At 66.8% G+C, this 26,195-nt stretch carries 24 protein-coding genes and 1 pseudogene; 22 read left to right on the forward strand and 3 right to left on the reverse strand.

All coding sequences use genetic code 11. The annotated features are described in order from the left end of the window. From ABKW30_RS28605 to ABKW30_RS28645, 9 genes and pseudogenes are all read left to right on the forward strand, one after another. A pseudogene (locus tag ABKW30_RS28605) lies at positions 1-263 on the forward strand (type 1 glutamine amidotransferase domain-containing protein); the annotation flags it as partial. Positions 264-383: 120 nt separating this feature from the next. Next, positions 384-818, forward strand: a complete 435-nt coding sequence (locus tag ABKW30_RS28610) for an EamA family transporter (RefSeq protein WP_348602368.1) — start codon at positions 384-386, stop codon at positions 816-818. A gap of 316 nt (positions 819-1,134) precedes the next feature. After that, positions 1,135-2,604 (forward strand): NAD-dependent succinate-semialdehyde dehydrogenase, encoded by a 1,470-nt coding sequence (locus tag ABKW30_RS28615; RefSeq protein WP_348602369.1) that lies wholly within the window; start codon positions 1,135-1,137, stop codon positions 2,602-2,604. A 301-nt stretch (positions 2,605-2,905) separates the two neighbouring features. Further along, complete coding sequence (locus tag ABKW30_RS28620) at positions 2,906-3,658, forward strand: damage-inducible protein (RefSeq protein WP_348602370.1); 753 nt, start codon at positions 2,906-2,908, stop codon at positions 3,656-3,658. Continuing rightward, the gene (locus tag ABKW30_RS28625; protein WP_348602371.1) at positions 3,573-5,096 is read left to right on the forward strand and encodes a DNA polymerase Y family protein; all 1,524 of its coding nucleotides are present in this window, start codon (positions 3,573-3,575) and stop codon (positions 5,094-5,096) included. The genes ABKW30_RS28620 and ABKW30_RS28625 overlap by 86 nt, the downstream gene beginning before the upstream one ends. Continuing rightward, complete coding sequence (locus ABKW30_RS28630) at positions 5,093-8,359, forward strand: error-prone DNA polymerase (protein WP_348602372.1); 3,267 nt, start codon at positions 5,093-5,095, stop codon at positions 8,357-8,359. Before ABKW30_RS28625 ends, ABKW30_RS28630 begins: the two co-directional genes overlap by 4 nt. Positions 8,360-8,390: 31 nt before the next feature. Then, on the forward strand, positions 8,391-9,017 hold the full coding sequence (locus tag ABKW30_RS28635; RefSeq protein ID WP_348602373.1) for a hypothetical protein: 627 nt from the start codon (positions 8,391-8,393) through the stop codon (positions 9,015-9,017). Positions 9,018-9,065: 48 nt separating this feature from the next. Continuing rightward, entirely contained in the window at positions 9,066-9,575 is a 510-nt protein-coding gene (locus ABKW30_RS28640) for a hypothetical protein (protein ID WP_348602374.1), read from the forward strand. A gap of 36 nt (positions 9,576-9,611) precedes the next feature. Beyond that, positions 9,612-10,379 carry a hypothetical protein gene (locus tag ABKW30_RS28645; protein WP_348602375.1) on the forward strand — a complete coding sequence of 256 codons (768 nt, stop codon included), beginning with the start codon at positions 9,612-9,614 and terminating at the stop codon, positions 10,377-10,379. Here ABKW30_RS28645 and ABKW30_RS28650 read toward each other — a convergent pair. After that, positions 10,376-10,966 carry an SOS response-associated peptidase gene (locus tag ABKW30_RS28650; RefSeq protein ID WP_348602376.1) on the reverse strand — a complete coding sequence of 197 codons (591 nt, stop codon included), beginning with the start codon at positions 10,964-10,966 and terminating at the stop codon, positions 10,376-10,378. The genes ABKW30_RS28645 and ABKW30_RS28650 overlap by 4 nt on opposite strands. Positions 10,967-11,022: 56 nt before the next feature. Between ABKW30_RS28650 and ABKW30_RS28655 the strand changes: the two genes are divergently transcribed. The 3 genes from ABKW30_RS28655 (at position 11,023) to ABKW30_RS28665 (ending at position 13,296) form a co-directional block, all read left to right on the forward strand. Further along, positions 11,023-11,529, forward strand: coding sequence for an SOS response-associated peptidase (locus tag ABKW30_RS28655; RefSeq protein WP_348602421.1), 507 nt, complete (start codon positions 11,023-11,025; stop codon positions 11,527-11,529). 430 nt (positions 11,530-11,959) lie between these two features. Then, complete coding sequence (locus tag ABKW30_RS28660) at positions 11,960-12,919, forward strand: zincin-like metallopeptidase domain-containing protein (RefSeq protein WP_348602377.1); 960 nt, start codon at positions 11,960-11,962, stop codon at positions 12,917-12,919. Further along, entirely contained in the window at positions 12,916-13,296 is a 381-nt protein-coding gene (locus ABKW30_RS28665; protein ID WP_348602378.1) for a DUF2958 domain-containing protein, read from the forward strand. Before ABKW30_RS28660 ends, ABKW30_RS28665 begins: the two co-directional genes overlap by 4 nt. Positions 13,297-13,336: 40 nt before the next feature. On the opposite strand, the gene ABKW30_RS28670 is transcribed toward ABKW30_RS28665, so the two are convergent. Further along, on the reverse strand, positions 13,337-13,630 hold the full coding sequence (locus tag ABKW30_RS28670; RefSeq protein WP_348602379.1) for a hypothetical protein: 294 nt from the start codon (positions 13,628-13,630) through the stop codon (positions 13,337-13,339). A 269-nt stretch (positions 13,631-13,899) separates the two neighbouring features. On the opposite strand from ABKW30_RS28670, the gene ABKW30_RS28675 reads away from it, so the two are divergent. From ABKW30_RS28675 to ABKW30_RS28710, 8 genes are all read left to right on the forward strand, one after another. Next, the gene (locus ABKW30_RS28675) at positions 13,900-16,035 is read left to right on the forward strand and encodes a ParB/RepB/Spo0J family partition protein (protein ID WP_348602380.1); all 2,136 of its coding nucleotides are present in this window, start codon (positions 13,900-13,902) and stop codon (positions 16,033-16,035) included. Positions 16,036-16,143: 108 nt separating this feature from the next. Then, positions 16,144-16,557, forward strand: a complete 414-nt coding sequence (locus tag ABKW30_RS28680) for a hypothetical protein (RefSeq protein WP_348602381.1) — start codon at positions 16,144-16,146, stop codon at positions 16,555-16,557. Further along, positions 16,554-16,793: a DUF6117 family protein gene (locus ABKW30_RS28685; protein ID WP_348602382.1), complete on the forward strand. Its 240-nt coding sequence runs from the start codon at positions 16,554-16,556 to the stop codon at positions 16,791-16,793. The genes ABKW30_RS28680 and ABKW30_RS28685 overlap by 4 nt, the downstream gene beginning before the upstream one ends. A 23-nt stretch (positions 16,794-16,816) precedes the next feature. Beyond that, complete coding sequence (locus ABKW30_RS28690) at positions 16,817-17,038, forward strand: hypothetical protein (protein ID WP_348602383.1); 222 nt, start codon at positions 16,817-16,819, stop codon at positions 17,036-17,038. 218 nt (positions 17,039-17,256) lie between these two features. Beyond that, the gene (locus ABKW30_RS28695) at positions 17,257-17,565 is read left to right on the forward strand and encodes a DUF4326 domain-containing protein (RefSeq protein WP_348602384.1); all 309 of its coding nucleotides are present in this window, start codon (positions 17,257-17,259) and stop codon (positions 17,563-17,565) included. A gap of 92 nt (positions 17,566-17,657) precedes the next feature. Beyond that, complete coding sequence (locus ABKW30_RS28700) at positions 17,658-21,983, forward strand: strawberry notch family protein (protein WP_348602385.1); 4,326 nt, start codon at positions 17,658-17,660, stop codon at positions 21,981-21,983. Continuing rightward, entirely contained in the window at positions 21,983-23,041 is a 1,059-nt protein-coding gene (locus ABKW30_RS28705; protein WP_348602386.1) for a toprim domain-containing protein, read from the forward strand. Before ABKW30_RS28700 ends, ABKW30_RS28705 begins: the two co-directional genes overlap by 1 nt. 318 nt (positions 23,042-23,359) lie before the next feature. Next, positions 23,360-24,292 carry a DUF2493 domain-containing protein gene (locus ABKW30_RS28710; RefSeq protein ID WP_348602387.1) on the forward strand — a complete coding sequence of 311 codons (933 nt, stop codon included), beginning with the start codon at positions 23,360-23,362 and terminating at the stop codon, positions 24,290-24,292. Between the two features lie 10 nt (positions 24,293-24,302). On the opposite strand, the gene ABKW30_RS28715 is transcribed toward ABKW30_RS28710, so the two are convergent. After that, positions 24,303-24,863 (reverse strand): flavin reductase family protein, encoded by a 561-nt coding sequence (locus ABKW30_RS28715; protein ID WP_348602388.1) that lies wholly within the window; start codon positions 24,861-24,863, stop codon positions 24,303-24,305. A gap of 335 nt (positions 24,864-25,198) precedes the next feature. On the opposite strand from ABKW30_RS28715, the gene ABKW30_RS28720 reads away from it, so the two are divergent. Together ABKW30_RS28720 and ABKW30_RS28725 are read left to right on the forward strand one after the other, a co-directional pair. Continuing rightward, the gene (locus tag ABKW30_RS28720) at positions 25,199-25,366 is read left to right on the forward strand and encodes a hypothetical protein (protein WP_348602389.1); all 168 of its coding nucleotides are present in this window, start codon (positions 25,199-25,201) and stop codon (positions 25,364-25,366) included. Between the two features lie 122 nt (positions 25,367-25,488). Continuing rightward, positions 25,489-25,923: a hypothetical protein gene (locus tag ABKW30_RS28725; RefSeq protein ID WP_348602390.1), complete on the forward strand. Its 435-nt coding sequence runs from the start codon at positions 25,489-25,491 to the stop codon at positions 25,921-25,923. Positions 25,924-26,195: the final 272 nt, after the last annotated feature.

The following is a 26,195-nucleotide window of genomic DNA, read 5'->3' on the forward strand; positions in this document are numbered from 1 at the left end:
GCTGGCCCTATGCCGGCTACCGCGTGACGGTGTTCTCGACGGGTGAGGAACAGGCGCTGGAAGGCCCGAGCGGCCTTGGCGGCAACGTCCAGTTCTATCCGGTCAACGCGCTCGCTGAAGCCGGCGCGCGGGTCGAGAGCATCGCCAACTGGCATCCCAACGTGGTCGTCGATCGCGAACTGATTACCGGCCAGCAGCCGATGTCGGCTCCGGCCTTCGGCGACGCCCTCGTCGCCAAGCTGAACGAGCAGGCTCAAAGCTGAGCCCGACCTATCCCCCGGCTTCGGCCGGGGGACACCGGGCATGTTCTCAACAAGATGCCATTGTGCAGTTCCCGGTCTCGGTCGCCTTGGACCCGGATAGGGGAAAGGACCGGCAAGACCATGGAAATGAACTACATCAGTTGGGCGCTGCTCGGGATGGCGAGCTATTCCGCCACAACTCTCTTCGTGAAACTTGCGACGCGCAATCATGTGCTTCCGGCTTTCAACGTGCTGGCGGTTTCGGTGTTGATTGTGGCCGTTAGCGTGTGGATCATCACCCTTTCGGCAGGGATGTGGGGCCGCCAGGTCGTTACTTCCTTCCGCAGCACAGACGGTCTTTGGACACTGGCTGCCGGGGCGGCGCTGACGATCGCGGTCAGTTCGCTCTTTCGCGCGTTGTCACTAGGGCCCGCAAGCGTCGTCGTCCCGATCTATGGCATGTTCATCGTCGGCGGTTCGGTGCTTGGTGTGTTTGTGCTCGGTGAGGCGGTGACGCCGATAAAGGCGCTCGGACTAGTGCTCGCCGTAACCGGGGTGCTGTTGCTGGCGCGATAAGCAACAAACTCACAATCCCTACCCAGGCGGTGCTCGCCCACGCCCCTCCCTACGCCTCTGAGCGGAGCGGACCTTGCCGAGATGGGCGCATATGAGCCCGCGGTAGTTCAAGGATCGTGACCCCGTCACAGGCGCATTCCGAGGCGCGCGTCGGGTCAGACGCTGCCAGCCGGCGCATGTCAGAAATTGCCGCCTATTTGACATTTAAGACATAGCCAGTTGGGCTTACGTTGGAAACACGGAAGAAGCACGGTGCTTCTCCTCTCAATCATGATGCGCGCCGCAAGAAAGCCGACGCCGAGATATGGAGTCTGAGATGGACACCCCCCTTCTTGAAATGCTCAGGGCTGACGGCTGGCTGAGGGAAGTCAACGCGATCGGTGGCGACTGGCGCGCCGCTGACAACGGCGCCACCCAGGATGTGTCCGACCCTGCCACGGGAACCGTAATTGGCACCATTGCCTGGTCGGGGGCGACAGAAACCAGGGCCGCGATCGAGGCGGCACACGTGGCTTTCAAGTCTTGGTCCCAAACTCTGGCCTCTGAGCGCGCGGCGGCCTTGCTGCGGATGGCCGCGATCATGCGCGAGAATGTCGAGCTGCTTGCGTCAATGCTGACGCTCGAGCAAGGCAAGCCGCTAGCCGAGGCCCGCACCGAGGTCCTGCTGAGCGCGAACTACGTACAGTGGTTCGGTGAAGAGGCCCGGCGCATCAATGGAGAGATCATCCCGTCGCCCTGGAAGAACAATCAGATTCTCATCACCCGGGAACCGGTGGGTGTGGTCGCCGCTATCTCACCCTGGAATTTCCCGATGTCGATGCTTTCGCGCAAGATCGCGCCCGCGCTCGCCGCCGGCTGCACCGTTATCGTCAAGCCGTCGGAGCTGACGCCTTATTGCGGGCTCGTCTATGCGGTGATCGCCGAGAAGGCGGGTCTGCCCGCTGGCGTCGTCAACGTCGTGACCGGCGACAGCAAGGCGATCGGCGGTGAGCTGACCTCCAACCCGCTCGTGCGCAAGCTGACCTTTACCGGGTCTACGCGCGTCGGAAAACTGCTTTACCAGCAGTCCGCCGACACAATGAAAAAGCTCTCAATGGAACTCGGCGGAAACGCGCCCTTCATCGTGTTCGACGATGCCGACATCGATCAGGCCGTCGAGGGTGCTATCGCGGGCAAGTATCGTAACAGCGGTCAGACCTGCGTCTGCACCAACCGCTTCTACGTCCAGGATGGCGTTTATGAGGAGTTCGCTGCCCGGCTGACAGAACGTGTTCGGGAGATGAAGGTCGGCTCAGGGTTCGACGATGGCGTCGTCCAGGGTCCGCTGATCAACGAAGCGGCCATAGCAAAGGTAGAAGCCCATGTATCGGACGCTGTCGGGCACGGCGGCGTGATCCTCACCGGCGGCAAGCCCCATGAGCTTGGCGGCACCTTTTACGAGCCTACGGTTATCCGGAACGCGAACGCCGCGATGCTGCTAGCGCGCGAAGAGACTTTCGGTCCGGTCGCGGCACTGTTCCCCTTCACGGATGAGGCCGAGGCGATCGAAGCTGCGAACGCATCCGAATTCGGCCTTGCCGCATATTTCTACACCCGCGATCTGGCGCGCGCATTCCGGGTCGGACGCGCGCTCGAAGCCGGTATGGTTGGCGTCAACGAAGGCCTCATCACCACGGAAGTTGCGCCGTTCGGAGGCGTCAAGGACAGCGGGATCGGTCGCGAGGGCTCCGTGCTCGGCATCGAAGAATATCTGCAGGTCAAATACATGAGCCTTGGCGGTCTTTGACGCAAAGCAGGTCCGCGCCGGATCACAGCGGAACTTGCCCCCGAACCGCCGCCGCGGATCGAACAGCGCCCCCCGTTGATCGTCGACGGGCGACGCACGTCGGCGGGCCATTTCGCGCCCAGCCGTTCAGTCCCTTGCTTAGAGGGATATGTGGTTGGCAAACGCCGGCCTGTCGTTCTGGCTCCGCGACAAGGCCATCTGAATCACGAGCGGCTACGAAATCGCCTTGACTCTTGGGCATCAAAAACAGAACAAATAGCGAACATGATGCTGAACCCGTCCCCGGAGGTCAACAAAGGAATTGCGGCCGAGCCCCGCCATAGAGTCGTTGCGCGCGCAGATCGAGAAGATAGAAGGCAGAGGCCGGCGCGTTCAATCGGTGCTCCCGTTCGGGATCTCCGATATGGACTCGCGTCTTCCCAGCAAGGGCCTCGCGCTCGGCGCCCTGCACGAGATTGCGGGCGGCGGCAACGGCGCGATTGACGGCGCTGCCGCCGCGCTGTTCGCTGCTGGCATCGCTGCCAGGACGCGCGGCAAGGTGCTGTGGGTCATCACCCGGCAGGACCTGTTCGCCCCGGCGCTAGCTCAGGCGGGCCTCGCGCCCGATCGGGTCATCTATGTAGAGGCCGGCAACGACAAGACCGTTCTGGCCTGCCTGGAAGAGGGATTGCGCCATGGTGGACTCGGCGCGGTTGTCGGCGAGGTCACCCGGCTCGACATGACCGCCTCGCGCAGGCTCCAGCTCTGCGCTGAGGAGAGCGGCACCGTCAGCATCGCGCTCCGGCGTTGGCGGCGCCAGACCGAGGCCGCCGATTTCGGCCAACCCACGGCCGCCTCAACGCGATGGCGCATCTCGGTCATGCCCTCGGCGGCGCTGCCGGTCCCCGGCGTCGGCCGACACCGCTGGCTGGTCGAGTTGATCCGCGCCCGCGCGGGCGAAAGTGCAGATTTTGTGATGGAGGCGTGTGATGCAGCGGGTCGTCTCGCTCTTCCTGCCGAGTTGGTCGATCGACCGGCATCGGCGGAAGGCCGGCGACGCGGCGCCTCCGGTTGAGGCGCCGCTCGTCCTGATTGGCCGTGACGGAAGAAGGGAGGTCGTGCTGGCGGCGGACGCGGCGGCCCAGGCCGCCGGGGTGCGCGTCGGAATGCCGGCGACCAAAGCTCGCGTTCTCACGCCCGGCCTCATCGTCCATCCCCATGACGCACGCGGCGACGCCGAGGCCCTCGACCGGCTCGCGCTCTGGATACTCCGGCGCTATGCGCCGATCGCCGCCGCCGACCCGCCCGACGGCATCGTCATCGATTCCACCGGCGCCGATCACCTCCACGGCGGCGAAGCGGCCATGCTCACCGGCCTGGTCGACCGGCTCGCGGCCTCCGGTGTGCGCACTCGCGCCGCCGTCGCCGACACCTGGGGCGCTGCGCACGCCATCGCGCGCTATGTCGACAAGCCGACCATCGTCGCCCCCACCGGCCACGGCGCGGCCATCCTCGGCCGCCTGCCGCTGGCGGCGTTGCGTCTGCCGGCCGAAATGCTGGAGGCGCTGCACGTCCTCGGCTTCGAGCGGGTCACCGATCTCCTGGCCCAACCGCGCGCGCCGCTGACGCTACGCTTCGGCCCGCAATTGGGGCGCAGGCTCGACCAAGCCGCCGGAAAGCTCAGCGAGCCGATCGAGCCTATCCGGCCGGAGGAGTTGATCCAGGTGAAGCGCAATTTCGCGGAACCGATCTCAGCCGCCGAGACCATCGCCCGTTATATCGGCAAGCTGGTGGTCCAGCTCTGCGCTGAGCTGGAGGCTAAGGGCCTCGGCGCCAAGCGGCTCGACCTCATCTGTCACCGCGTCGACAATCACCGCCAAGCCGTGCGTGTCGGCACGGCGCTGCCTGTGCGTGACGCCAAGCGGCTGACCCGGCTGCTCTGCGACAAGATCGAGACCATCGAGCCCGGTTTCGGCATCGAGGTGCTCAGCTTGACGGCGACGCTCGCTGAGCCGCTCACCGAGAAGCAAACCCTGACCGCCATGGTCGACGACGGAGTGCCGGACGTATCCGACTTGGTCGACACCCTCATCAACCGCGTCGGCGAGCACAGCCTCTACCGCGCCCAGCCGGTGGCGACCGAGGTCCCCGAGCGCTCCGTCTGCCGCATTCCGCCCATGGCCCCGGAGACCGGCGCGACCTGGACGAGCCGCTGGCCGCGCCCCTCGCGCCTGCTGACGCCGCCCGAACCGATCGAGACCATGGCCCTGCTGCCGGACCACCCGCCGGTGTCCTTCACCTGGCGGGGAATCCGCCGGCGGGTGCGCCGGGCAGATGGGCCCGAGCGCATCCGGGGCGAATGGTGGCTGCGCGACGCCGAGACCACCGCCGTGCGTGACTATTTCAGGATCGAGGACGACAGCGGCGAGCGTTTCTGGGTCTATCGGTCCGGCGACGGCGAAGACCCGAACACCGGCTCGCAGCGCTGGTTCATCCACGGGATATTCGGATGAGCGCGAGCCGCTACGTCGAGCTGCAGGTCACGTCGCATTTCTCGTTTCTGCGAGGGGCGTCCTCCTGCGACGAGCTGTTCGCCCAGGCGGCCGCGCAGGGCATCGAGGCGCTGGCGATCGCAGATCGCAATTCGCTCGCCGGCATCGTGCGCGCCATGGAGGCCGCAAAGGCGACGGGCGTACGCCTAATCGTTGGATGTCGCTTGGATCTTTCCGATGGCATGTCGGTGTTGGTCTATCCGACCGACCGCGCCGCGTATGGGCGCCTCTGCCGGCTGCTCTCGCTCGGAAAGACGCGCGGGGGCAAGGCGAAGTGCATCCTCGAATGGGACGATGTCGTCGCCTATGGCGACGGCTTGATCGCCATCCTCGTCACCGACCAGGCCGACGAGACCTGCGGCCTTCGTCTGCGCAGGCTGCGCGCGGCGTTCGACGACCGGGCTTATCTCGCACTTACCCTGCAGCGCCGGCCGAATGACCAGCTCCGCATCCATGAACTGGCGACGCTCGCCGCGCGGATGCGCGTGCCGACTGTCGTCACCAACGACGTGCTTTACCATGCCCCCGAGCGGCGCATGCTCCAGGACGTGGTGACCTGCATTCGGCACAACATCACCATCGACGAAATCGGCGATCACCGCGAGTATGGCGACCGCTACCTGAAACCGCCCGCCGAGATGTTCCGGCTCTTCCCGCGCAATCCGGAGGCAGTCGCCCGCTCGATCGAGATCGCCGACCGTTGCCGGTTCGATCTGCGCGAGCTGACCTATCAATATCCGGAGGAGCGCGACGACCCGACGCTGTCCCCGCAGGAGACGTTGGAAAAGCTGACCTGGGAAGGCGCCGACGCGCGCTACCCCGAGGGCGTGCCCGACGAAGTGCGCGCCTCGCTCCACCATGAGCTGGGCCTGATCGCCAAGCTTGAGTACGCGCCGTATTTCCTGACCGTCAACAGCATCGTCCGCTTCGCGCGATCCAAGGACATCCTCTGCCAGGGCCGCGGTTCGGCCGCCAATTCGGCGGTGTGCTACGTGCTCGGCATCACCTCAATCGACCCCGGCCGCAATGACCTGTTGTTTGAGCGATTTGTCTCGGAGGAACGCCGCGAGCCGCCGGACATCGACGTCGATTTCGAGCATGCCCGGCGTGAGATCATCATGCAGTGGGTGTTCGACACCTACGGCCGAGATCGGGCCGCTCTCTGCTCGACGGTCATCAGGTATAGGACGAAAGGCGCGCTCAGGGATGTCGGCAAGGCCCTCGGCCTCACCGAGGACCTCACCAAGACGCTGTCGAGCCAAGTCTGGGGCTGGTCGGAAGGCGTCGAGTCTAAGCACGTCGAAGGTCTCAATCTCGATCTCAAAGACCGGCGGCTGCGCCTGACGCTCGATCTCGCACGCCAGCTCATGGGCGCGCCCCGGCACTTGTCCCAGCACCCGGGAGGCTTCGTCTTGACCCAGGACAGGCTCGACGAGCTGGTGCCGATCGAGCCCGCTGCAATGGACGCGAGGCAGGTGATTGAATGGGACAAAGACGACATCGACTCCCTGCGCTTTATGAAAGTCGACATCCTGGCCTTGGGCATGTTGACCGCCATGAAGCTCGGCCTCGACATGCTCGCCGAGCGCAAGGGCATCAATCTCGATCTCGCCTCCATCCCGGCAGAAGACCCTCGCACTTTTGCCATGATCCGGCGCGCCGACACCCTCGGGACATTCCAAATCGAATCCCGGGCGCAAATGTCCATGCTCCCGCGACTGAAGCCCCGGAGCTATTACGATCTGGTCGTTCAGGTCGCGATCGTTCGGCCGGGACCGATCCAGGGTGACATGGTCCATCCTTACCTCCGCCGCCGGGAGGGGCTCGAGCCTGTTGTCTATCCAAAGCCGGAGCTGGAAAAGGTGCTCGGAAAAACGCTGGGCATTCCGCTTTTTCAAGAGCAAGCGATGCGGGTCGCGATCGAGTGCGCCGGCTTCACGCCGGGCGAAGCCGACCGGCTCCGCAAATCCATGGCGACGTTCAAATTCACGGGGGGCGTGTCAGCCTTTCAGAAGAAACTCGTCGATGGAATGGTCAGCAATGGCTACGAGCGCGACTTCGCCGAGGCCACGTTCAAACAGCTCGAAGGGTTCGGCTCATACGGGTTTCCGGAGAGCCACGCCGCTTCCTTCGCCTTGATCGCCTATGCCAGCGCCTGGCTCAAATGCTGGCATCCGGACATCTTCGCCACGGCCTTGCTGAACGCTCAGCCCATGGGCTTCTACGCGCCCGCGCAAATCGTTAGGGACGCGCTCGAACATGACGTCGAGGTGCGACCTGTCTGCGTCAATCGCTCGCGCTGGGACTGCGCTCTGGAGCCGACCGAGGACGACAGCCGGTTCGCCGTGCGTCTCGGCCTGCGGATGGTCAAGGGCCTTGCCAACGCCCACGGCGGCAAGATCGTCGCGGCGCGGGCCGACCAGCCCTTCGCCTCCGTCGATGATCTCTGGCGCCGCTGCGGCGTGCCTTCGGCCGCGCTCGTGCAACTCGCCAAGGCCGACGCCTTCCGCCCGGCGCTTGGGCTTGCCCGCCGCGAGTCGCTCTGGGCCATCCGTGCCTTGCGGGACGAACCGCTACCCTTGTTCGCCGCAGCCGCTGCTCGCGAAGCTGCGGTCGTACCCGAGGTCGACGAGCCGGCCGTGGCGCTGCGGCCGATGACCGCCGGGAGCGAGGTTGTCGAGGACTACGGCAATGTCGGGCTGACGCTCCGAGCGCATCCGCTCAGCTTCCTGCGCGAGGATCTCCGGCGCCGGCGCATCGTCTCTTGCGCCGACGCGATGGGCGCGAAGGACGGCCGCTGGCTGGAGGCCGCCGGCATTGTCCTCGTCCGCCAGCGCCCGGGCAGCGCCAAAGGGGTCATGTTCATCACGCTGGAGGACGAGACGGGCATCGCCAATCTCGTGGTCTGGGCGAAGGTCTTCGAGCAGCACCGCCGCGCCGTCCTTTCGGCCAGCATGATGGCGGTGCGCGGTCGCATCCAGCGCGAGGGCGACGTCGTCCACTTGGTCGCCCAGCGCATCACCGATCTTTCGGCCGACCTCGCCAGCGTCGGCAGCCGTGACGTGGCGTTCCCGCTGCCGCACGGCCGCGGTGACCAGGTCCGAAATGGCGGCTCCGGCCCCGATCCGCGCGAGCTGCCGCCCAAGGGCTTGCGCACGCGCGACATCTACATTCCCGACCTGCACATCGATACTATTCGTGTAAAAAGCAGGGACTTCCACTGACATCGAGAGACTCGCACGCGACGGGGCCGCCATGACTTATGAAGAGCTGATCGAACTACTGGCGTCACGTAACGCGCTGATCGTCCATTGCTCGCGCCCGGGCAAAGGCGATGTCGGGCCAGGCGGCCGGCTCTTCCCCGACGATCTCCGCTATGCGATCGACCTCTGCGACACCGGCGCCGGCGACGTGAGCTGCTCGCTCATCTGGCCGGGCCACGCCAAGACCTTCGGCGCGATCGGCATCGTGCTGAAGCCGCGATCGACCGTCTCGGTCACGTCGGCGCACCCGACCGATGTCGGCACGAGCCCGGACGCGAATGGCAGGCGCACCGGCCTCGGCGCCCCATTCTCGCGCAAGGCCGTGATGGACACCTTCGCCAGCTCCTCGGACTATAATGAATCGACCGTCATCGACGCCGACACCATCGGCATCTTCGTCAACCTTCTCGAACCCCTGGAAGTCGCGAAGATAGTCGACCTGATGGAGCACCCCGATTACGACGTGGCGCTCATGGGCCACAGCGATCCGATCGTGGTGGCTCAGCCGGTCACGCTCAAGGAAGTGCTCGCCGCTTTTCCGGATTTGCCCGTTTACGCTTATCTGGGAACGGAGATCGTCGAGATCGGCATCGACGCGGCGACGCTCTATCGTGGATGACGCGCCACCCGCTCTACACGAATCCACAGTATTGCGATAAGAACAACCATGACCAAAGTAATGGAATGGCTCAAGGCGAAAGCGCCTGGATTTGATGAACTGTCGGAAGCAGAGCAGAACGCGATCGCGGACTTCTCGCTGCTTTGGAGCCTGTTTGAGAATCGCATTCTCAACACCGAAGGCAACGCCGCAAAAATCTGCGCCGCCGTCGAGAGCTGGCACAACGCCAATACGCTCGACACAGCCGCCTTCGCGCCGGAATTGGCCTATTTCCGCAACCGCTACTTCGCAAACGGAACAGTCACCGGCGAATTCGCGGGTCTGAAGCTCCGCAACCCCGACCGGGAGCCGCTCGTGCGTGCTGTGATCGACGGCAGCGACAATGATCCGCGCAATCTCATGGCCGCCATCCTCATTATCGTCTTCCGCTTCCGAAACAACCTCTTCCATGGCGACAAGTGGCGCTACAAGCTCAAGGGCCAACTCGGGAATTTCACGACCGCGAACGACGTCTTGACCAAGGTGCTCGATCGCCACGGCGGCCTCGCCGAAGGCTAGATCAACCAACGCGGCCGAGAAGCCGGAAAGTCCGCCATGTCCAATACTCCCGACCCGATCCTGTCGAAGCTCGCCGGCCTCCACAAAGGCGAGGAATTCTTCCGCGGCAAGGCGCTTGAGATCATCGGCGCCAATACGCTGCTGCAACAGCACCTCGCCATCACCGAGGCGGCTATGGACCTCGCCGATGTCCTGCGCCAGTTCGACACCACCGACGAGGATTTAAAGGTTATCCAAATACTCGGGATGCGGACCTTCAACGCCTTCGGCGCAAGCCTGAACCTGACGCTCTCCGGCTATCACCAGAACGCCGCGCTCATCCTGCGCGACGTGCTGGAAACGGTCTTCCTCATCGACTACTTCGCCGGCGACCGCAGCCTGATCGAGCGATGGCGCTTCGCCGACAAGAAAGCGCGCAGGGATGAATTCGCGCCCGTGAAGGTCCGAGAGGCGCTCGACAAGCGCGACGGCGTCACCTCGAAGAAGCGCTTCGAGATGTATGAGCTATTCTCCGAACTCGCCGGACACCCCACCATGAAATCCGCCTTCATGATGCGGCCGCAGCGCGACGGCGACGCCGTGATTGGCCCTTTCATGGAAGCAACGGCGCTGGAGGCGGTGATCTCAGAGATGGGCAGGCTTGCCGTACAAGTCGGTGAGCAGCTCAATCTGTTCTTTCCGGCCGATTGGGATCGGGCCATTCCAAGCCGGCTCGCGTTCGCCAAGTTCAAGCAGCGCTGGATGGCGACGCACTATCCGCAAGCCGCAAAGCCGCCGGCTGGCGCCCCGACCGACCAAGCCTAGCCGACCTGTTCGACCGTCAGCGAACCCGCCGCCAACGGTCGGATCAGCGACTGCGCCGGCACGGACGGATCGAGCCAGTCGGCCCAAGCGTCCCGTTCGAGGATGACGATCTGCCGGTCATGATACGGGGCGATGTCGGGCCCGGGCTCCATCGTCAGCATCGTCCAGGCTTCTCCGACGTCCTGCGTCTCCCGCCAGATGCCCGCAATGCAAAAGAGCGGCTGGTCCTTGCGCGTGAACAGCCACTTGTCCTTCCGCTTCTTTCCCTTCTCGGTTGGATCGGTGAACTCGTAAAACCCATCGGCCAGGATCAGGCAGCGGTTCGAGGTGAACTCGCGCCCCTCCGAGCGAAAATTGTACACCGGGCGCTTGTTCTGGCCCGGCCAGCTCCATCGCCGCTGCACCAGGTCGCCTTCGCCGTGCGCGCCCTCGACCGTGCGGATGATCGGCCCAACATCGGTAATCTTGATGTCGTCTCGCGCCTCGACGTTCGGCGTGCCATCGCCAAACCGGATCTTGATCTTCAAGTCCGCGAAATCCTCGACGATCGACGCCACGTCGACCTTCAAACGATAGTCATTGCACATCCATCCTCCATCTCGGTCGCGATTGCGCTGAAACCGTGTTCTTGCTATGTTCGCATATTATGAGCGCGACACCGTTTGATTTCGACGCGCCGCTCGACACCCTCCGGATAATCATAAGACGCGACAGAGGCGATGTTGAGATGGTGAAGCTGCCGTGGGGCCTGAAGCCCCGCGAGGGGGACAGCCGTCCCTTCACCGTCATCCGCGCCGAGGACCGCGTGTTCCCCGATCACCGCTGCCTCGTGCCGGCCTCGGAATTTCGCCACCGCAGCCAGGGCAAGAGCTACAGCTTCTCACTGGTCAGCGGCGACTTCTTCTATTTCGCGGGCATCTGGCGCCCGGCGTCTAGGGACTGGCCGGAATCCTACGCCATCCTGACGACGGTTGCGAACGACGACGTTGCGCCATACCACGACCGCCAGATGGCGGTGCTGACCCGCGACCGGCGGATGGCCTGGCTCGACCACAGCATCGCCGAGGGCGAGCTGCTTCAGCCGCAGCCGGCGGGCAGCTACCGGGTCAAACGCCTGCGCGCCGCTGAGGACCAACCCGCGCTGCTCTGAGCCCGTGGCCGAAATTGCCGGATTAATGACATTGCCCGACGGCGGCACCGCCGGTACGGCAGCGAAATTACCCCAAGGGTCGCGACAGTGTGCTCGGCAGGAAACTGCCGGGCACGTTCTTATTCTCAATCGGTCCCTGTCGGCCGAAGCGTCCAAGCTGGCGCAACGTCACGATCATTCGGCACCGGATCGAGCGGCCGCGCGCCAGGCACGAACTGGCCATGCCGATCCAGAAGGCGCGTCGCTGCCCGCCGGTCGACCGCGTCGGGAGGGGAAAGCCTTCCCCTGCGGCCGAGCCCGAGGTCTCGGCCGACCCCTTCTGCGGGGAGACCCCGCAACGCCCCCTGGGAGAGTGAGAGTGCGGACCGGGTTTCCGTGACGGGTTGAGGGCTGGAGAAGAGGTCTCCAGCGCCCGTCGCGGAGAACCGCGATGTCCAGAAATACCGCCCAAGCTCGCGCCGGATCGGACCGGACGAGCCTCTACGAAGATATCACAGGCAAGATCATCGCCGAGCTGGAGGAAGGCCGGCTTCCCTGGGTTCAGCCCTGGGGTACGTCGGCAGCGAAGGCGCCGCTCGCCATGCCGAGAAACGCGGCGACCCAGCGCGGCTATTCCGGGATCAACGTCCTGATCCTCTGGGGCGCCGTGATCGAGCACGGCTTCCCCGGCCAGAGCTGGCTCACCTTCCGCCAAGCGCTCGGCCTCGGCGGCAATGTCAGGAAGGGCGAACGCGGCACGACCGTCGTTTATGCCGACCGCTTCGTTCCAAACGACGAGAGAAAGCGCGCCCGCGAGACCGGCGAGGAAGCCGCGGCGATCCCGTTCCTGAAGCGCTTCACCGTCTTCAACACCGCTCAGTGCGAAAACCTGCCCGAGGATCTCGCACCTTCAGTCCCGCCGCCGGCCCCCGGCCTCATCGAGCCGCGCATCGAGGCGCTCATCAAGGCGACCGGCATCGACTTCCGCATCGGCGGCAATCGCGCTTTCTATGCGCCGGGCGCGGACTTCGTGCAGGTCCCACCGCCGCAGGCCTATTTCGAGCCCATCAACTGGCACCGCACGGCGCTGCACGAATGCGGCCACGCCACGGGCCATCCGTCCCGCGTCGGCCGAGACCTGTCCGGCAGCTTCGGCAGCAGGAAATATGCGTTCGAGGAGCTGGTGGCCGAGATCAACGCGGCCTTCTGCTGCGCCTCGCTCGGCATCACGCCAACCGTTCGCCACGCCGACTATATCGGCTCCTGGCTGGAGGTACTGCGCGAGGACAATCGCGCCATCGTCCGCGCCGCCAGCCAGGCGAGCAAGGCAGCCGACTGGCTGCTCGGCTTCCTGCCGGCCGACGGGGCCGCGCTGTCGGCCGAGCCCGCGATCGACAGGAGGGCCGCATGATCCTCCTGACCGACGAGCTGCGCGAGCAGCTCCTGGCCAACGGTCGCGACCGCGACGCCGACCACATCCCCGTGGTCAAGTTCTTCAACCCCCTCGGCGCAGGCGTCTGGCTCGCGACCGAACTCGACGAGGACGGCGACACCTTGTTCGGCCTGGCCGATCTCGGCGAACCCGAGCTCGGCTCCTTCAGCCTCGCCGAGGTGATCGCCGTGCGCCTGCCGTTGGGTCTCGGTATCGAGCGCGACATCCTGTTCGAGGGCCTCTATCCGATCTCGGCCTGGGCCGAGGCAGCGCGCCAGACCGGCGGCATCCGCGAGGCCGAACGTGTGCTTCACGCCGTCTACCGCGCGAGGTCCGACCGATCCGCAAAAACGTAAATCCGTGCAGGCGTGTCTGTGGTTTTACACGTCTCGCCGTTTACGACGACACGCTGTCCTTCAGCAGGCCCGCCCAGACGGCGAGGATCATGCCCTCCAGGTCATCATCCTCGCCGACCACGACGCTGAAAATGCCGAACAGCTCGGAAAATTCCCGAGCGTCGAGATGGCCGCGCGCCTGCAGCGCGGTCACCAGCATTGTCGGCGCCTTGCCGTTGGCGCCGATCAGCGCGCGCTCCATCTTCGACAGTCTCGGCCGCGATCGTCGGCGTCCGAGCATCGCCAGCCAATCGCGCCATGGCGCCCGCGCGCCGTCCTTCACCACCGTGTCCATCGCTTCCTCCGATCGCCCCGAGCGCCGGGCGATCCGACACGCGCGAAACTGGTGGGCTCGTTTTCCTCTCCAGCCACACCGCCAAGGGCGACTATTATAGTCGCCTTTCGTCAATGCCAGAGGCTTCGCGTGACGAACGTATCCAGTTCGGTCCGATCGCCGCGGCCGCAGGCGCCGGCCAGAAGAGAGTGAGAGGGAGGACGGGATTTTCGTGACGGGTTGGAGGTCGAGAGAGAGTCTCACGACCGCCCGTCGCGGAGTAAATCCCGATGGCTACTGCCGTTCAGAAGATCATCCTGTCGTCCTCGCGCGACATTCCTTTCAACAAGCTCGTGCTCAGCCAGGCGAATGTCCGCCGCGTCAAGGCCGGCGTCTCGATCGAGGACCTCGCGGCCTCCATTGCCCGCCGCGGCCTGATCCAGAGCCTCAACGTCAAGCCGATCCTCGACGCCGAAGGCCAGGAGACCGGCATGTTCGAGGTGCCGGCGGGCGGCCGCCGCTTCCGCGCGCTCGGCCAGCTCATCAAGCAGAAGCGCCTCGCCAAGACCGCGCCGGTGCCCTGCATCGTCCGCAGCGCCGATGATCCCATCCTCGCCGAGGAGATCTCCTTCGCCGAGAACACGGACCGCGTCTCGCTTCACCCCCTCGACCAGTTCCGCGCCTTCCAGGACATGCGCCTGAAGGGTATGCCGGAGGAGGACATCGCCGCGGCCAACTTCGTGCCGGTCCAGGTGGTCAAGCAGCGTCTGCGCCTCGCCACCGTCTCGGCCACGCTGCTCGCCGTCTACGAAGAGGACGGCATGACGCTCGAACAGCTCATGGCGTTTACCGTTTCGGCTGACCACGCGCGCCAGGAGCAGGTCTGGGACGCCATCAAGGGCGCCTGGTCAAGAGAGCCGCATCAGATCCGGCGGATGCTCACCGAGAGCACGGTGCGCGCCTCCGACAAGCGCGCCGTGTTCGTCGGCGTCGATGCCTATGAGGCCGCCGGGGGCGCGATCATGCGCGATCTCTTCCAGTCCGACGACGGCGGCTGGCTTCAGGACCCCGCGCTGCTCGACCGGCTCGTCGCCGACAAGCTCAAGACCGCGGCTGAAACCGTCGCCGCCGAGGGCTGGCGCTGGATCGAGGTCGCCGTCAGCTTCCCCTATGGCGTCACCAACGGCCTGCGCGAGGTCGTCGGCGTGCCCACGGACCTGAGCGACGACGAGAAGGCGGCGATCGAGGCGCTGAACGCGGAATACGCCGGGCTCGAAGCCGAATATGAAGGCGCCGACGAGCTGCCCGACGAGATCGACCAGCGCCTGGGCGAGATCGAGACCGCGCTGGCGAGCTTCGACAATCGCCCGGCCTTCTACGAAGCGGACGACATCGCCCGGGCCGGCGTCTTCATCAGCATCGATTCCGACGGGTCCCTCGACATCGACCGCGGCTATGTCCGCCCCTGCGACGAGGCGCCCGTCGAGCCGGAGGCCGATCCGGACGCGCCCACGGCAGAGGGCGGCGAGACCGCGATCCCGGCGGTGCAGCGCGCCGTCATCACCATCGGCGGCCAGCCGGCCGAGCCGGAGGAGGACGAGGACGACGCGATCAAGCCGCTGCCGGAGAGGCTGGTGACGGAGCTGACCGCCCATCGCACGCTCGCGCTGCGCGACGCCGTCGCCGGCAATCCGCACGTCGCTTTGACCGCGCTGCTGCACAAGCTGGTCTGCGACACCTTCCGCCGGCCTCTGGTCGGGGGCGGATGCCTCGAAGCCTCCGTGCGTCACATCTTCTTCCCGGCCCAGGCCGAGGACCTGAAGGACAGCCCCTCGGCCAAGTCCGTGACCGAGCGGCACGAGGGCTGGCAGGCCGACGTTCCCGACGACGACCAGGCGCTGTGGGACTGGCTCGCCGGCCTCGACGACGCCAGCCGCCTGGCGCTGCTCGCCCATTGCGTCAGCTACGGCGTCAACGCCCTGGTCGAGAAGGTCGACCGCTTGGGCGGTTCCGGCCTGTCCCAGCACAGCCTCGACAAGCGCGTCGCCCATGCTGACCGCCTGGCGCGCGCCGTCGGTCTCGACATGGTCGAAGCCGGCTGGCGGCCGACCTCGGCGAACTATCTCGGCCGCGTCACCAAGGCCCGCATCCTCGAAGCCGTCCGTGAAGGCGCCGGCGAGCGCAGCGCCCAGCTCATCGACCACCTCAAGAAGGGCGATATGGCCAAGGAGGCCGAGCGCCTGCTGGCCGAGACCGGCTGGCTGCCCGAGCCGCTGCGCCTGGTGGCCGACGACACCGCCGTCGAGCCCATTCAGGCGGAGCCCGACGAGGTGATCGAGCTTCCGCAGTTCCTCACCGCGCGCGGCGGGGACGACGGCGAGCCGGCCGCCGAGGAAGACCCGGCCGCGCTCATCGCCGCCGAATGATCCCCGCGGGGCGGCTCCGGCCGTCCCGCCGCCTTTCCCCAAACCTCCGAGCCCGGCCCCCTCGCATCCGAGGGACCAGCCGGGCTCGTCCCGTTTTCGGAGCCCGACATGGCCGATTTCTTCACCCATTTCTCATGCCTGCTCGATGTCGGCACGCCGGCAAACGCCGCGCGCGCACTCGAACTCTATTCGATCCAGATGGCGCAGAACGCCGCCGAGGACCCGCCGTCCGACGCCTTCCTCGTCTCAGTCACCCCCGAGCACGGCGCGACCCGACTCTGGATTCGCGACGACGTCACCGGCGATCCCCAGAGCGTCATCGACTTCGTCCTCCGCTGCGCCGAGGCTTTCCAGCTCTCCGGACGCTGGGGCTTCCAGTGGGCCGGAACCTGCTCGCGGCCCCGCGTCGACGCCTTCTCGGGCGGCGCCCATGTGCTCGATCTCGCCACCGGCGAGACCGTCGCCTGGATCTCGACGCCCGGCTGGCTGGCCGACCGCCTCGCCGAAGGGAGGCCGTTATGAGCATCCCCCACTACGCCCGCGCCAACTTCGACACGCTGCTGCGCGCCGCCGCCGCCGGCAATCTCGCCCTCATGGAATGCGCCGACGCCGCGACCGGCGAACCGCGCTTCGTCATCTGCGCCGTCGGCCGCGAGGCCGGCGATTACGTCTTCACGCCCTTCGGCCATCTCGCCGATGGCAATCCCTACGACGCCTATCTGCCGCCCGAGCCGGGCGTCGGGCCGTCCCAACCCTGAACGTCACCGGAAGGAGACATTCCATGCCCATCGCGGATTCAGCGCCGGCGCGCCGCGTCATTTTCCAATATCTCGTGCCGGTCCATGTCGAGGTGGAGGACGGCCAGGTCGTCGCCGTCGTCATCCTCGACGACACGCCGGTCAAGGACCCGACGCTTGTCGAGGGCGACGCCCGCGATCTCGACGCGGCGGTTGCCGCCGCCAATGACGGCCAGGACTGGCCGTCCTGGGAGTTCGGCTACTGACCTGACCCTATGGCAACCCGCCCGGCGCGGCCGGCACGGGAACGCCCCGATGATCCCGAGCCCCTGCGCCATGCCCCCTGAGCGTTGCCGCTCGATCCGTCTGAATGCGGCGTGCCGCCCGTCAACGGGCAAGCCGTTCCCGCGCCGGACGCGTGACGGTGCGGCCCTGTCCGCACCCGGCCGCCGGTTCGCCGCAACGGCATCAGGAGGCGACGGCGATGTGCAGGGTTCTCAACAAGCATCAGGCGGGCGTGCCCGAGGGCGCCGTCTATATCGGCCGGGGCAGCAAGTGGGGCAATCCGTTCCGGATCGGCCCGGACGGCGACCGCGCCGCCGTCATAGAAAAGCACGCGCGCTGGCTCGCCGATCAGCATCATCTGCTGCGCGCGCTCGACGAGCTGCGCGGGCGCGATCTCGTCTGCTTCTGCGCGCCGTTGCCGTGCCATGGCGACCTGTTGCGGCGCCTGGCCAATGCCAGCCGCGACGAGCGCATCGCGTGGTGGCGCGGCGTCAAGGCCGCCGCCTGAGAGGAAGAGGACGGCCGGGACGGGTTTGAGCCCGTCCGGTCGAGAGAGAGCGCCGGAGGCTCGCCTGTCCCAGCTCTCCCGGAGTTCCTCCCATGACCTTCATGCCCAGACCCGCGATTTCGGAGGCCGCGACCGTCCAGCCCCAGGCGGCAGCCCTGATCCGCGCCGCCGAACTGATCCTTCCCCATATCGAGCGCGGCGCCCGCATCGACGCCCAGACGCTGCGCACCGCCATGGAGACGGCCTTCGGGGCCTCCGACGCGAGCGGCGCCTGGGACTGGAAAAGCGCCTACGACGCCTGCGAGGCCGCCACCGTCCTGTTTCTCGGGAAATACGGACCTGCGCTTTTCCGTAAAGACGCCGATCCGGCGAGCGTCCTCCCGTTGCTGGCGCGCATCGCCCAGCTCCTGCCGACCCACACCCGGCGCTCGGCCGAATCCGAGACCTACCAGCAATTCTCGACGCCGATCCCACTCGGCCTGGCCGCCGTCGCCGCTGCCCGCATCGCGCCCGGCGACCGCTTGCTCGAACCCTCGGCCGGAACCGGGCTTCTCGCCATCCTGGCCGAGACGGCCGGGGCCGCGCTCACCCTCAACGAGCTCGCCGACACCCGCGCCGATCTTCTCTCCATCCTCTTTCCGGCCGCCGCCGTCACCCGCTTCGACGCCGCTCAGATCGACGATCACCTCGACGCCGGCGTCGCGCCTGGCGTGATCGTCATGAACCCGCCGTTCTCGGTCCTGGCCAATGTCGCAGGCCGCACGTCCGAGGCCGTGCTGCGCCATGTCGCCTCGGCGCTTGCGCGCCTGGCGCCGGGCGGACGCCTCGTCACCATCACCGGCGCCAATTTCGGACCCGAGCAACCGGCCTGGCGCGACGCCTTTATGCGCCTGCAGGAGGAGGCCCGCGTCGTCTTCACCGCCGCCATCGACGGCGCCGTCTATGCCAAGCACGGCACGACGATCGACACCCGTCTCACCGTCATCGACAAGCGACCGGCCGCCGATCCGACCATATTTCCGGACTCGCCAGGCGTCGCCCCGGATGTCGCGACGCTGCTCGCCTGGATCGCCGAGCGCGTTCCGGCCCGCGAAACCCTCGCGCGCCCGACGCCGCCGTCCACCCCGGCGCCCCGCAGCGTGCGCGGCTATCTCGCCCGCACCAACGCGACCGCCGCCCGCCGCGCCGAGCCGATCGAGATCGAAGGCGCGCCGCTCGCCTACGAGACCGTGGACTGGCAGCCCGCCGAGGACGGCCGCATCACCGACGCCATCTACGAGCCCTACGGATTGCAGTCGATCCGTATTCCCGGCTCTCAGGCCCATCCGACCAAGCTCGTCCAGTCGGCGGCGATGGCCAGCGTCGCGCCGCCCAAGCCCAGCTACCGCCCGCATCTTCCGCCCGCTGTGCTGACCGCCGGTCTCCTGTCCGACGCGCAGATCGAGACCGTCGTCTATGCCGGCGAAGCCCACAGCGACTATCTCGCGGGCGGCTGGACCGTCGATGCGACCTTCGACAAGCTCGCTGCCGCACGCGAGGACGCGCCCAACGCCGTGCGCTTCCGCAAGGGCTTCATGCTCGGCGACGGCACCGGCGCCGGCAAGGGACGCCAATGCGCGGGCATCATCCTCGACAACTGGCTCCAGGGCCGGCGCAAGGCGGTCTGGATCTCGAAAAGCGACAAGCTGATCGAGGATGCCCAACGCGACTGGTCGTCGCTCGGCATGGAGCGCCTGCTGGTCACGCCGCTGTCGCGCTTCCCCCAGGGCAAGCCGATCGCGCTCGATCAGGCCGTCCTTTTTACCACCTATTCCACGCTACGCAGCGACGACCGCGGCGAGAGGGTTTCGCGCGTCAAGCAGATCGTCGAATGGTTGGGCTCCGATTTCGACGGAGTGATCATTTTCGACGAGAGCCACGCCATGCAGAACGCCGTCGGCGGCAAAGGTGAACGCGGCGACCAGGCCGCTTCACAGCAGGGACGCGCGGGGCTCAGGCTCCAGCACGCGCTGCCCAATGCCCGCGTGGTCTATGTCTCGGCGACCGGCGCGACCACCGTCCACAATCTCGCCTATGCCCAGCGCCTCGGCTTGTGGGGCGGCGAGGATTTCCCGTTCGCCACCCGCGAGGAATTCGTCGCCGCGATCGAGGACGGCGGCGTCGCCGCCATGGAGGTGCTGGCCCGCGACCTGCGCGCCCTCGGTCTCTATACGTCCCGCTCACTCTCCTATGACGGCGTCGAATACGAGCTGGTCGAGCACGAGCTGACCGACGAGCAGACCCGCATCTACGATGCCTATGCCGGCGCCTTCGCCATCATCCACAACAACCTCGACGCCGCCATGCGCGCGGCCAACATCACCGGCGACAAGGGCACCATGAACGCGCAGGCCAAGAGCGCCGCGCGCTCGGCCTTCGAGAGCGCCAAGCAGCGCTTCTTCGGCCACCTGTTGACCAGCATGAAGACGCCGACGCTGATCGCCATGATCGAGCGCGACCTGGCGCAGGGCCATGCCGCCGTCATCCAGATCGTCTCCACCGGGGAGGCGCTGATGGAGCGGCGCCTGTCGGAAATCCCCACCGAGGACTGGAACGACGTGCAGGTCGACATCACGCCGCGCGAATACGTCCTCGACTATCTCGCCCATTCCTTCCCGACCCAACTCTACGAGCCGTTCACGGATTCCGAGGGCAACCTGTCGTCGCGACCTGTCTATCGCGACGGCCAGCCGGTCGAGAGCCGTGAGGCCGCCGGCCGCCGCGACCGGCTGATCGAAACGCTCGCCGCCATGACGCCCGTGCCGGGCGCGCTCGACCAGGTGATCCAGCGCTTCGGCACCGACCTTGTCGCCGAGGTCACCGGCCGCTCCCGCCGCATCGTGCGCCGCACGTCACCGGGCGGGATCGACCGGCTCGCCGTCGAGAGCCGCCCCGCCTCGGCCAATCTCGCCGAGACGGCGGCCTTCATGGACGACGACAAGCGCATCCTCGTCTTCTCGGACGCGGGCGGGACCGGGCGCAGCTACCACGCCGAACTGTCGGCACGGAACACGCGCCTGCGCGTCCACTACCTGCTGGAGCCGGGCTGGAAGGCCGACGCGGCGATCCAGGGGCTCGGCCGCACCAACCGCACCAACCAGGCGCAACCGCCGCTGTTCCGGCCGATCGCCACCAATGTCAAGGCCGAGAAGCGCTTCCTCTCGACCATCGCCCGGCGCCTCGACACGCTCGGCGCCATCACGCGCGGCCAGCGCCAGACCGGCGGCCAGGGCCTGTTCCGACCGGAGGACAATCTGGAATCGGACTATGCGCGCGATGCGCTGCGCCAGCTCTATCTCCTCCTGGTCCGCGGCAAGGTCGAGGGCTGCTCGCTTCTCGAATTCGAGGCGGCAACCGGCCTCAGCCTCACCGACGACAACGGCATCCGGGACGAGCTGCCGGCAATCACCACCTTCCTGAACCGCTTGCTCGCGCTGACCATCGACATGCAGGGCGTGCTCTTCACCGCCTTCGAGCAGCTCCTGAACAGCCGCATCGAGGGCGCCATCGCCAGCGGCAGCTACGACGTCGGCCTCGAGACCCTGCGCGCCGAGAGCTTCGTCGTCACCGACCGGCGCGTCATCCATGTCCATCCGGGCACCGGCGCGGAAACACGGCTCCTGACCATCACCCAGCGCCAGCGCAACCAGCCGGTCAGCCTCGACGAGGCACTCGGTCTCGGCAGCGAGCGCAAGGCCGTGCTGCTCGTCAACGAGCGCTCCGGCCGCGCCGCCGTCCAGGTGCCGACCACCAGCCTCTTCCTCGACGACGGCGAGGTGGAGCGGCGCGTGCGTCTCGTCCGGCCGATGGAAAGCACCAAGGTCCCGCTGAAGATGATGGCCGAGACCCATTGGGCCGAAGTCGATCGCGACACCTTCGCCGCGGCGTGGAACAACGAGCTGGCCGAGGTGCCGGAATTCGCCGACAGCACGCTCCATGTCGTCTCGGGCTTGTTGCTCCCGATCTGGAAGCGCCTGCCGAACGAGTCGACCCGCGTCTATCGCCTGCAGGCCGATGACGGCGAGCGCATCATCGGCCGCCGCGTCTCGCCCGCCTGGGTCGCCGGCGCGCTGGCGTCCGACGCCCCGACGCTCACCCCGGACGGCGCCTTCAACGCCCTGATGGACGGCCGCACCATCCTCGACCTTGCCGAGGGCCTCCAGCTCCGCCGCGCCCGCGTCATGGGCGTCAACCGCATCGAGCTGTCCGGCTTCACCGACGCCATGCGCGAGCGGCTGACCGCCTATGGACTGTTCCACGAGATCATCTCGTGGAAGCTCCGCATGTTCGTGCCCACCGACGCGGCAGGCCCCGCCGTCCTCGGGCGGCTGCTCGACCGCTTCCCGGTCCACCGCGTCGGCGAGAAGGAGGCGGCGTGATGGCGCATGACGACGCTTCCACCCTCGCGCAGCGCCTCGGCCGCCAAGCCGAGGCCGTCTGTAAGCACTATCTCTCCGCCGGCCATCGCGAAGGCCGCTACTGGCTCGTGGGCGACGCCCGCAACACGCCCGGCCGCTCGATGTATGTGCGCCTGTCCGGTCCCGAATCCGGCAAGGGCGCGGCGGGGAAATGGACCGACGCGGCCACCGGCGAGCATGGCGACCTTCTCGACATCATCCGCGAGAGCTGCGGCCTCATCGACTTCAAGGACGTCGCCGACGAGGCCAGGACTTTCCTCAGCCTGCCGACGCCCGATCCGGAGCCGTCCGCCCAGATGCGGGCAGCCCCGGCGCCGAGCGGATCGCCCGAAGCGGCCCGCCGCCTCATTGCTATGGCCCAGCCGATTTTCCGGACTCGCGTGGAGACGTATCTGCGGGACCGCGCCATTACGCTTTTGCACGGAACCGGAAGCCTGCAATTCCACCCCCGCTGCTACTATCGGCCGGACGAGCACAGCCCGACCGAGACGTGGCCCGCGATGGTCGCCGCCGTCACCGATCTCGACGGCCGCATCCGGGGCGCGCATCGCACCTGGCTCGATCCCGCAGGCTTCTCGGAAGCCACGCTCGGCAAGGCGCCGATCGCAACGCCGCGCCGGGCGATGGGTGACCTTCTCGGAAACGCGGTGCGCTTCGGCGTCGGCGCGGAGGTCATGGCGGCCGGCGAAGGCATCGAGACGGTGCTGTCGCTGCGCCAGGTCCTGCCCAACATGCCGATGATGGCGGCGCTCTCGGCAGCCCACCTTGCCGCCATCCTGTTCCCGCCGGCGCTGCGCAGGCTCTATATCGCCATTGACGATGATCCGGCTGGCGATGGGGCGCGCGACACCCTGACCGAGCGCGCCGAGGCGGTCGGCATCGAGGTGATCCCAGTCTCGCCACGGCTCGGCGACTTCAACGAGGATCTACGCCATCTCGGCATCGAGGCCCTGCGGGCGCAGGCACGGCCGCAGATCGCACCCCAGGACGTCGCCCGTTTCATGACGCTTGCCGCTTAGGCGGCCAGGAACGAGCGCGCGGGAACGGGCGTCGTCGGTCTCGCTCATGGGACGCGCCTCCAACGCGGGAGAGAACCGCGACCCGGCCTTCGAGAGGGCGATCGGCCAGCAAACGGCCCCGACCGGCAATGCCTGCGCCCGGCTATTTTCCGCCGCCCTGCGGGCTTTGCATCGCGAAGCAAAATAGCCGGCTTTCGTCATCCTCCGCTGTGCTCCGGCCCCGTGCTGACGCTGTGGGTGCAGGTCGGGCCCGCCCGCCGGCTTTCGTCGCCATGAAGGCCGCGAGGGTCGCGGTCACACCCGACGAAGGAGCACCCCATGAGCGAGACCGACTACGAACCCGTCCACGCCTCATCCCCTACCGACCACCTCCTGACCGAGCTTCAACTCTACGGCTACCGCCCCTTCGAGGACGAACCCGATCCGCGCCCGCTTCCCGAGGGCAATGTGCTCGCCGGCGCGATCGCCGACATCGTCGACGCCCTGGTCGTGGCGCTGGGAGACACCCGCCTCGAACCCGACCTCGACGATCTCCTCTGGTCGACGGTCAACACCTTCCACCGTGCCACCGAGCGGATCGAGCGCGAGCTGGACGACAACGAGCAGGCGCAACAGCGCGGCCAGCGGGAACAGGACGGCAGCGAAGTGAAGGCGGTCGAGTTGGAACGCCTGACGGCCGAGGGCCAGACCATGATCGAACGCCGCAACGCCTTCGAACTGATGCGCGACCAGGCCGCCGAGCACTATGAGCGCCACACCGGATCGAACTGGCGACCACGCAGCGGATCGATGGTGAACCATCGCAACCTGACCTCGGCGATGATCGACAGCCGCGACTTCCTCGCCGCCAAGAAGCGGGCCGACAATCAGGTGCTGCTGCCCGCCGGTCCGAAGATCGCCTTTACCGGCGGGCTCGACTTCAACGATCACCACCTGATCTGGGCCAAGCTCGATCAGGTCCACGCCAAGCACCCCGACATGGTGCTGCTGCACGGCAAGTCACCGAAGGGTGCCGAGAAAATCGCGGCGAAATGGGCCGACACCCGCAAGGTTCCGCAGGTCGGCTTCGCCCCCGACTGGACGAAACACGCCAAGGCCGCACCGTTCAAGCGCAACGATCAGATGCTCGACGTCCTGCCGATCGGGGTCATCGTCTTCCCCGGCACCGGCATTCAGGACAATCTCGCCGACAAGGCGAGGAAGCTCGGCATCCCGCTGTTCGACTTCCGCGCGAAGGGAGGTGGCGCGTGAGCGCCGCCTCTCACAGTATCTCGGGTCGAAACAGCGATCTGCGGCTGATGACCTTGCCCGACACTACGAACACGCCATCGCCGGTGTAATGCAGCGTCTCAGGATGCTTTGGCGACGTGGCGACATGCGCCTTCACCACCTCGAAGATGAAGAAATTGTACTTCTCGACCAGCGCATCGTCGTGAAGGCGGCATTCAAAGCTGGCATGGCATTCGCCGATCAGCGGCGCATCGACCTCGCTCGCGTCTTCCGCCGTGAGATCGAACTTGGCGAACTTGTCGATGTCGGCTCCCGACGTATTGCCAATCCCGACCACGGTATCGGTCAGCGCCGTCGTCGGCAGATTGATGACGCACTCCCGGCTTTCGCGGATCATGCGGTGGCTGTGATTGCCGCCGGAGATCATCAGCCCGACCAGAGACGGCGAGAATTCCAGGATCGTGTGCCAGCCGAGCGTCATGATGTTGGCCGCGCCCTGCCACTTTGACGACACCAGCACGATTGGTCCGGGCTCCAGATAACGCCGAACCTGGCTGACGGGGAAGTCGGTCTTCTTGGGAAGCTTCGGCATGGGCGTCCTCTTCGGCTGTTGCGCTTTGCATGGCCATACCGGCCCATATCGGCAGCATCACGACCGGCTGCATGGCAGCGATGCTTTGGTGCGAAAGCATTGAGCGGGCGTTTCCATCGTGGCCCCGGTCATGGCGGGAAACCATCTCCCGCTTCCATTGCGCTGATCCTTGGTCCAGCCGCTGGCCTGACGCCATCAACCCGTAAGGGTCGGACTACGCAATGCGTGCCGCCGCTCCGGCTTCGCCTGCGCGGTGATTGCGGCCATCAGCCGGACACATCGGGCGCCTGTCGCGCGGGAGATGGTCTCCCGCCTCCAAGACAGGAGCCGGTCAGATGTCCCTCAAGCAAGCTCACGCATTCGCCTTCAGCCTCGCCTCCACCCTCATGGTCTCAATCGTCATCTTCCAGGCCGGCGACGGCACCATGGGCGTCATGCCCGCCGGCGAATATGACGGCGACGCCAACGCGATCATCCACGAAGTCGATCCGTTCCCGAGTTGACGGGACCGGACGCGGGTTTTTCGGCTCCCGTCGAGCCTCCACTTCGGCTATACTGCCGGCTGCGCCGTGGTGGTAGTGGAACGCGCGACCGCTCGACCGTTCACCTATCGGAGACTACCACCATGATCCTCGGTATCCTCGGAATCTCTGCGGCGATCGGCCTTTTCTGCTGGCTGGTCTTTACCTTGGCCGTCTACGCGCTGCCGTTTTTCGCCGGCATCACCATCGGCGCCTGGGCCTATGGCGCGGGCGCCGGGTGGCCCGGCGCCATTCTCGTCGGCTTGGTCTCTGCCGCCGTGACGCTCGGCCTCGGCCAGTTCCTGTTCGCCTTCCTGCGGCCCGTGTGGGTGCGCCTCGTCATCGGCGCGGCCTTTGCCGCGCCGGCCGCGATCGCCGGCTATCACGCCGTCCACGGCATAGCGCAGCACGCCATGCCGTCCGAGGCTTGGCAGGTCGTCTTCTCGGTGATCGGCGCCATCGCCGTCGGCGTTACCGCATGGCTGCGCATCGCCGGGGCCGGACCCGCCCAGCCCGTGCAGGGCTTCGCTCGCGGCTGACGCCTCGGGCCACCCCGTCCGCCGCAAAGCGAGACGTCGCCCATCCCAGCCCCCCGACAACACGCCTTCGCCCCTGAGCATCCAGAACGGCACAGCCTTCCTCACGTACGTCCCAACCAGCGCTCCCGCTGTCGTCCGCCTCATGGACCAGCCCGACGGCTTTTCACGCCCGATCGCATTCTCGACACAGATCTCCGGCCGGCGCGATGATGCGATGGCGCGCGGCACATTGTCCTGACCAAGCCCCCGCGCCGACAACCTTGTCCCCATTG

This window comes from Phyllobacterium sp. SB3, from assembly GCF_040009165.1.
Taxonomy (GTDB): domain Bacteria; phylum Pseudomonadota; class Alphaproteobacteria; order Rhizobiales; family Rhizobiaceae; genus Phyllobacterium.

What these genes read in the sequence shown, in the direction of transcription:
- ABKW30_RS28610 (WP_348602368.1), top strand. Translation starts at nt 384, where the DNA reads ATGGAAATGAACTACATCAGTTGGGCGCTGCTCGGGATGGCGAGCTAT.
- ABKW30_RS28615 (WP_348602369.1), top strand. Translation starts at nt 1,135, where the DNA reads ATGGACACCCCCCTTCTTGAAATGCTCAGGGCTGACGGCTGGCTGAGG.
- ABKW30_RS28625 (WP_348602371.1), top strand. Translation starts at nt 3,573, where the DNA reads ATGCAGCGGGTCGTCTCGCTCTTCCTGCCGAGTTGGTCGATCGACCGG.
- ABKW30_RS28630 (WP_348602372.1), top strand. Translation starts at nt 5,093, where the DNA reads ATGAGCGCGAGCCGCTACGTCGAGCTGCAGGTCACGTCGCATTTCTCG.
- ABKW30_RS28635 (WP_348602373.1), top strand. Translation starts at nt 8,391, where the DNA reads ATGACTTATGAAGAGCTGATCGAACTACTGGCGTCACGTAACGCGCTG.
- ABKW30_RS28640 (WP_348602374.1), top strand. Translation starts at nt 9,066, where the DNA reads ATGACCAAAGTAATGGAATGGCTCAAGGCGAAAGCGCCTGGATTTGAT.
- ABKW30_RS28645 (WP_348602375.1), top strand. Translation starts at nt 9,612, where the DNA reads ATGTCCAATACTCCCGACCCGATCCTGTCGAAGCTCGCCGGCCTCCAC.
- ABKW30_RS28650 (WP_348602376.1), bottom strand. Translation starts at nt 10,966, where the DNA reads ATGTGCAATGACTATCGTTTGAAGGTCGACGTGGCGTCGATCGTCGAG.
- ABKW30_RS28660 (WP_348602377.1), top strand. Translation starts at nt 11,960, where the DNA reads ATGTCCAGAAATACCGCCCAAGCTCGCGCCGGATCGGACCGGACGAGC.
- ABKW30_RS28665 (WP_348602378.1), top strand. Translation starts at nt 12,916, where the DNA reads ATGATCCTCCTGACCGACGAGCTGCGCGAGCAGCTCCTGGCCAACGGT.
- ABKW30_RS28670 (WP_348602379.1), bottom strand. Translation starts at nt 13,630, where the DNA reads ATGGACACGGTGGTGAAGGACGGCGCGCGGGCGCCATGGCGCGATTGG.
- ABKW30_RS28675 (WP_348602380.1), top strand. Translation starts at nt 13,900, where the DNA reads ATGGCTACTGCCGTTCAGAAGATCATCCTGTCGTCCTCGCGCGACATT.
- ABKW30_RS28680 (WP_348602381.1), top strand. Translation starts at nt 16,144, where the DNA reads ATGGCCGATTTCTTCACCCATTTCTCATGCCTGCTCGATGTCGGCACG.
- ABKW30_RS28685 (WP_348602382.1), top strand. Translation starts at nt 16,554, where the DNA reads ATGAGCATCCCCCACTACGCCCGCGCCAACTTCGACACGCTGCTGCGC.
- ABKW30_RS28690 (WP_348602383.1), top strand. Translation starts at nt 16,817, where the DNA reads ATGCCCATCGCGGATTCAGCGCCGGCGCGCCGCGTCATTTTCCAATAT.
- ABKW30_RS28695 (WP_348602384.1), top strand. Translation starts at nt 17,257, where the DNA reads ATGTGCAGGGTTCTCAACAAGCATCAGGCGGGCGTGCCCGAGGGCGCC.
- ABKW30_RS28700 (WP_348602385.1), top strand. Translation starts at nt 17,658, where the DNA reads ATGACCTTCATGCCCAGACCCGCGATTTCGGAGGCCGCGACCGTCCAG.
- ABKW30_RS28705 (WP_348602386.1), top strand. Translation starts at nt 21,983, where the DNA reads ATGGCGCATGACGACGCTTCCACCCTCGCGCAGCGCCTCGGCCGCCAA.
- ABKW30_RS28710 (WP_348602387.1), top strand. Translation starts at nt 23,360, where the DNA reads ATGAGCGAGACCGACTACGAACCCGTCCACGCCTCATCCCCTACCGAC.
- ABKW30_RS28715 (WP_348602388.1), bottom strand. Translation starts at nt 24,863, where the DNA reads ATGCCGAAGCTTCCCAAGAAGACCGACTTCCCCGTCAGCCAGGTTCGG.
- ABKW30_RS28720 (WP_348602389.1), top strand. Translation starts at nt 25,199, where the DNA reads ATGTCCCTCAAGCAAGCTCACGCATTCGCCTTCAGCCTCGCCTCCACC.
- ABKW30_RS28725 (WP_348602390.1), top strand. Translation starts at nt 25,489, where the DNA reads ATGATCCTCGGTATCCTCGGAATCTCTGCGGCGATCGGCCTTTTCTGC.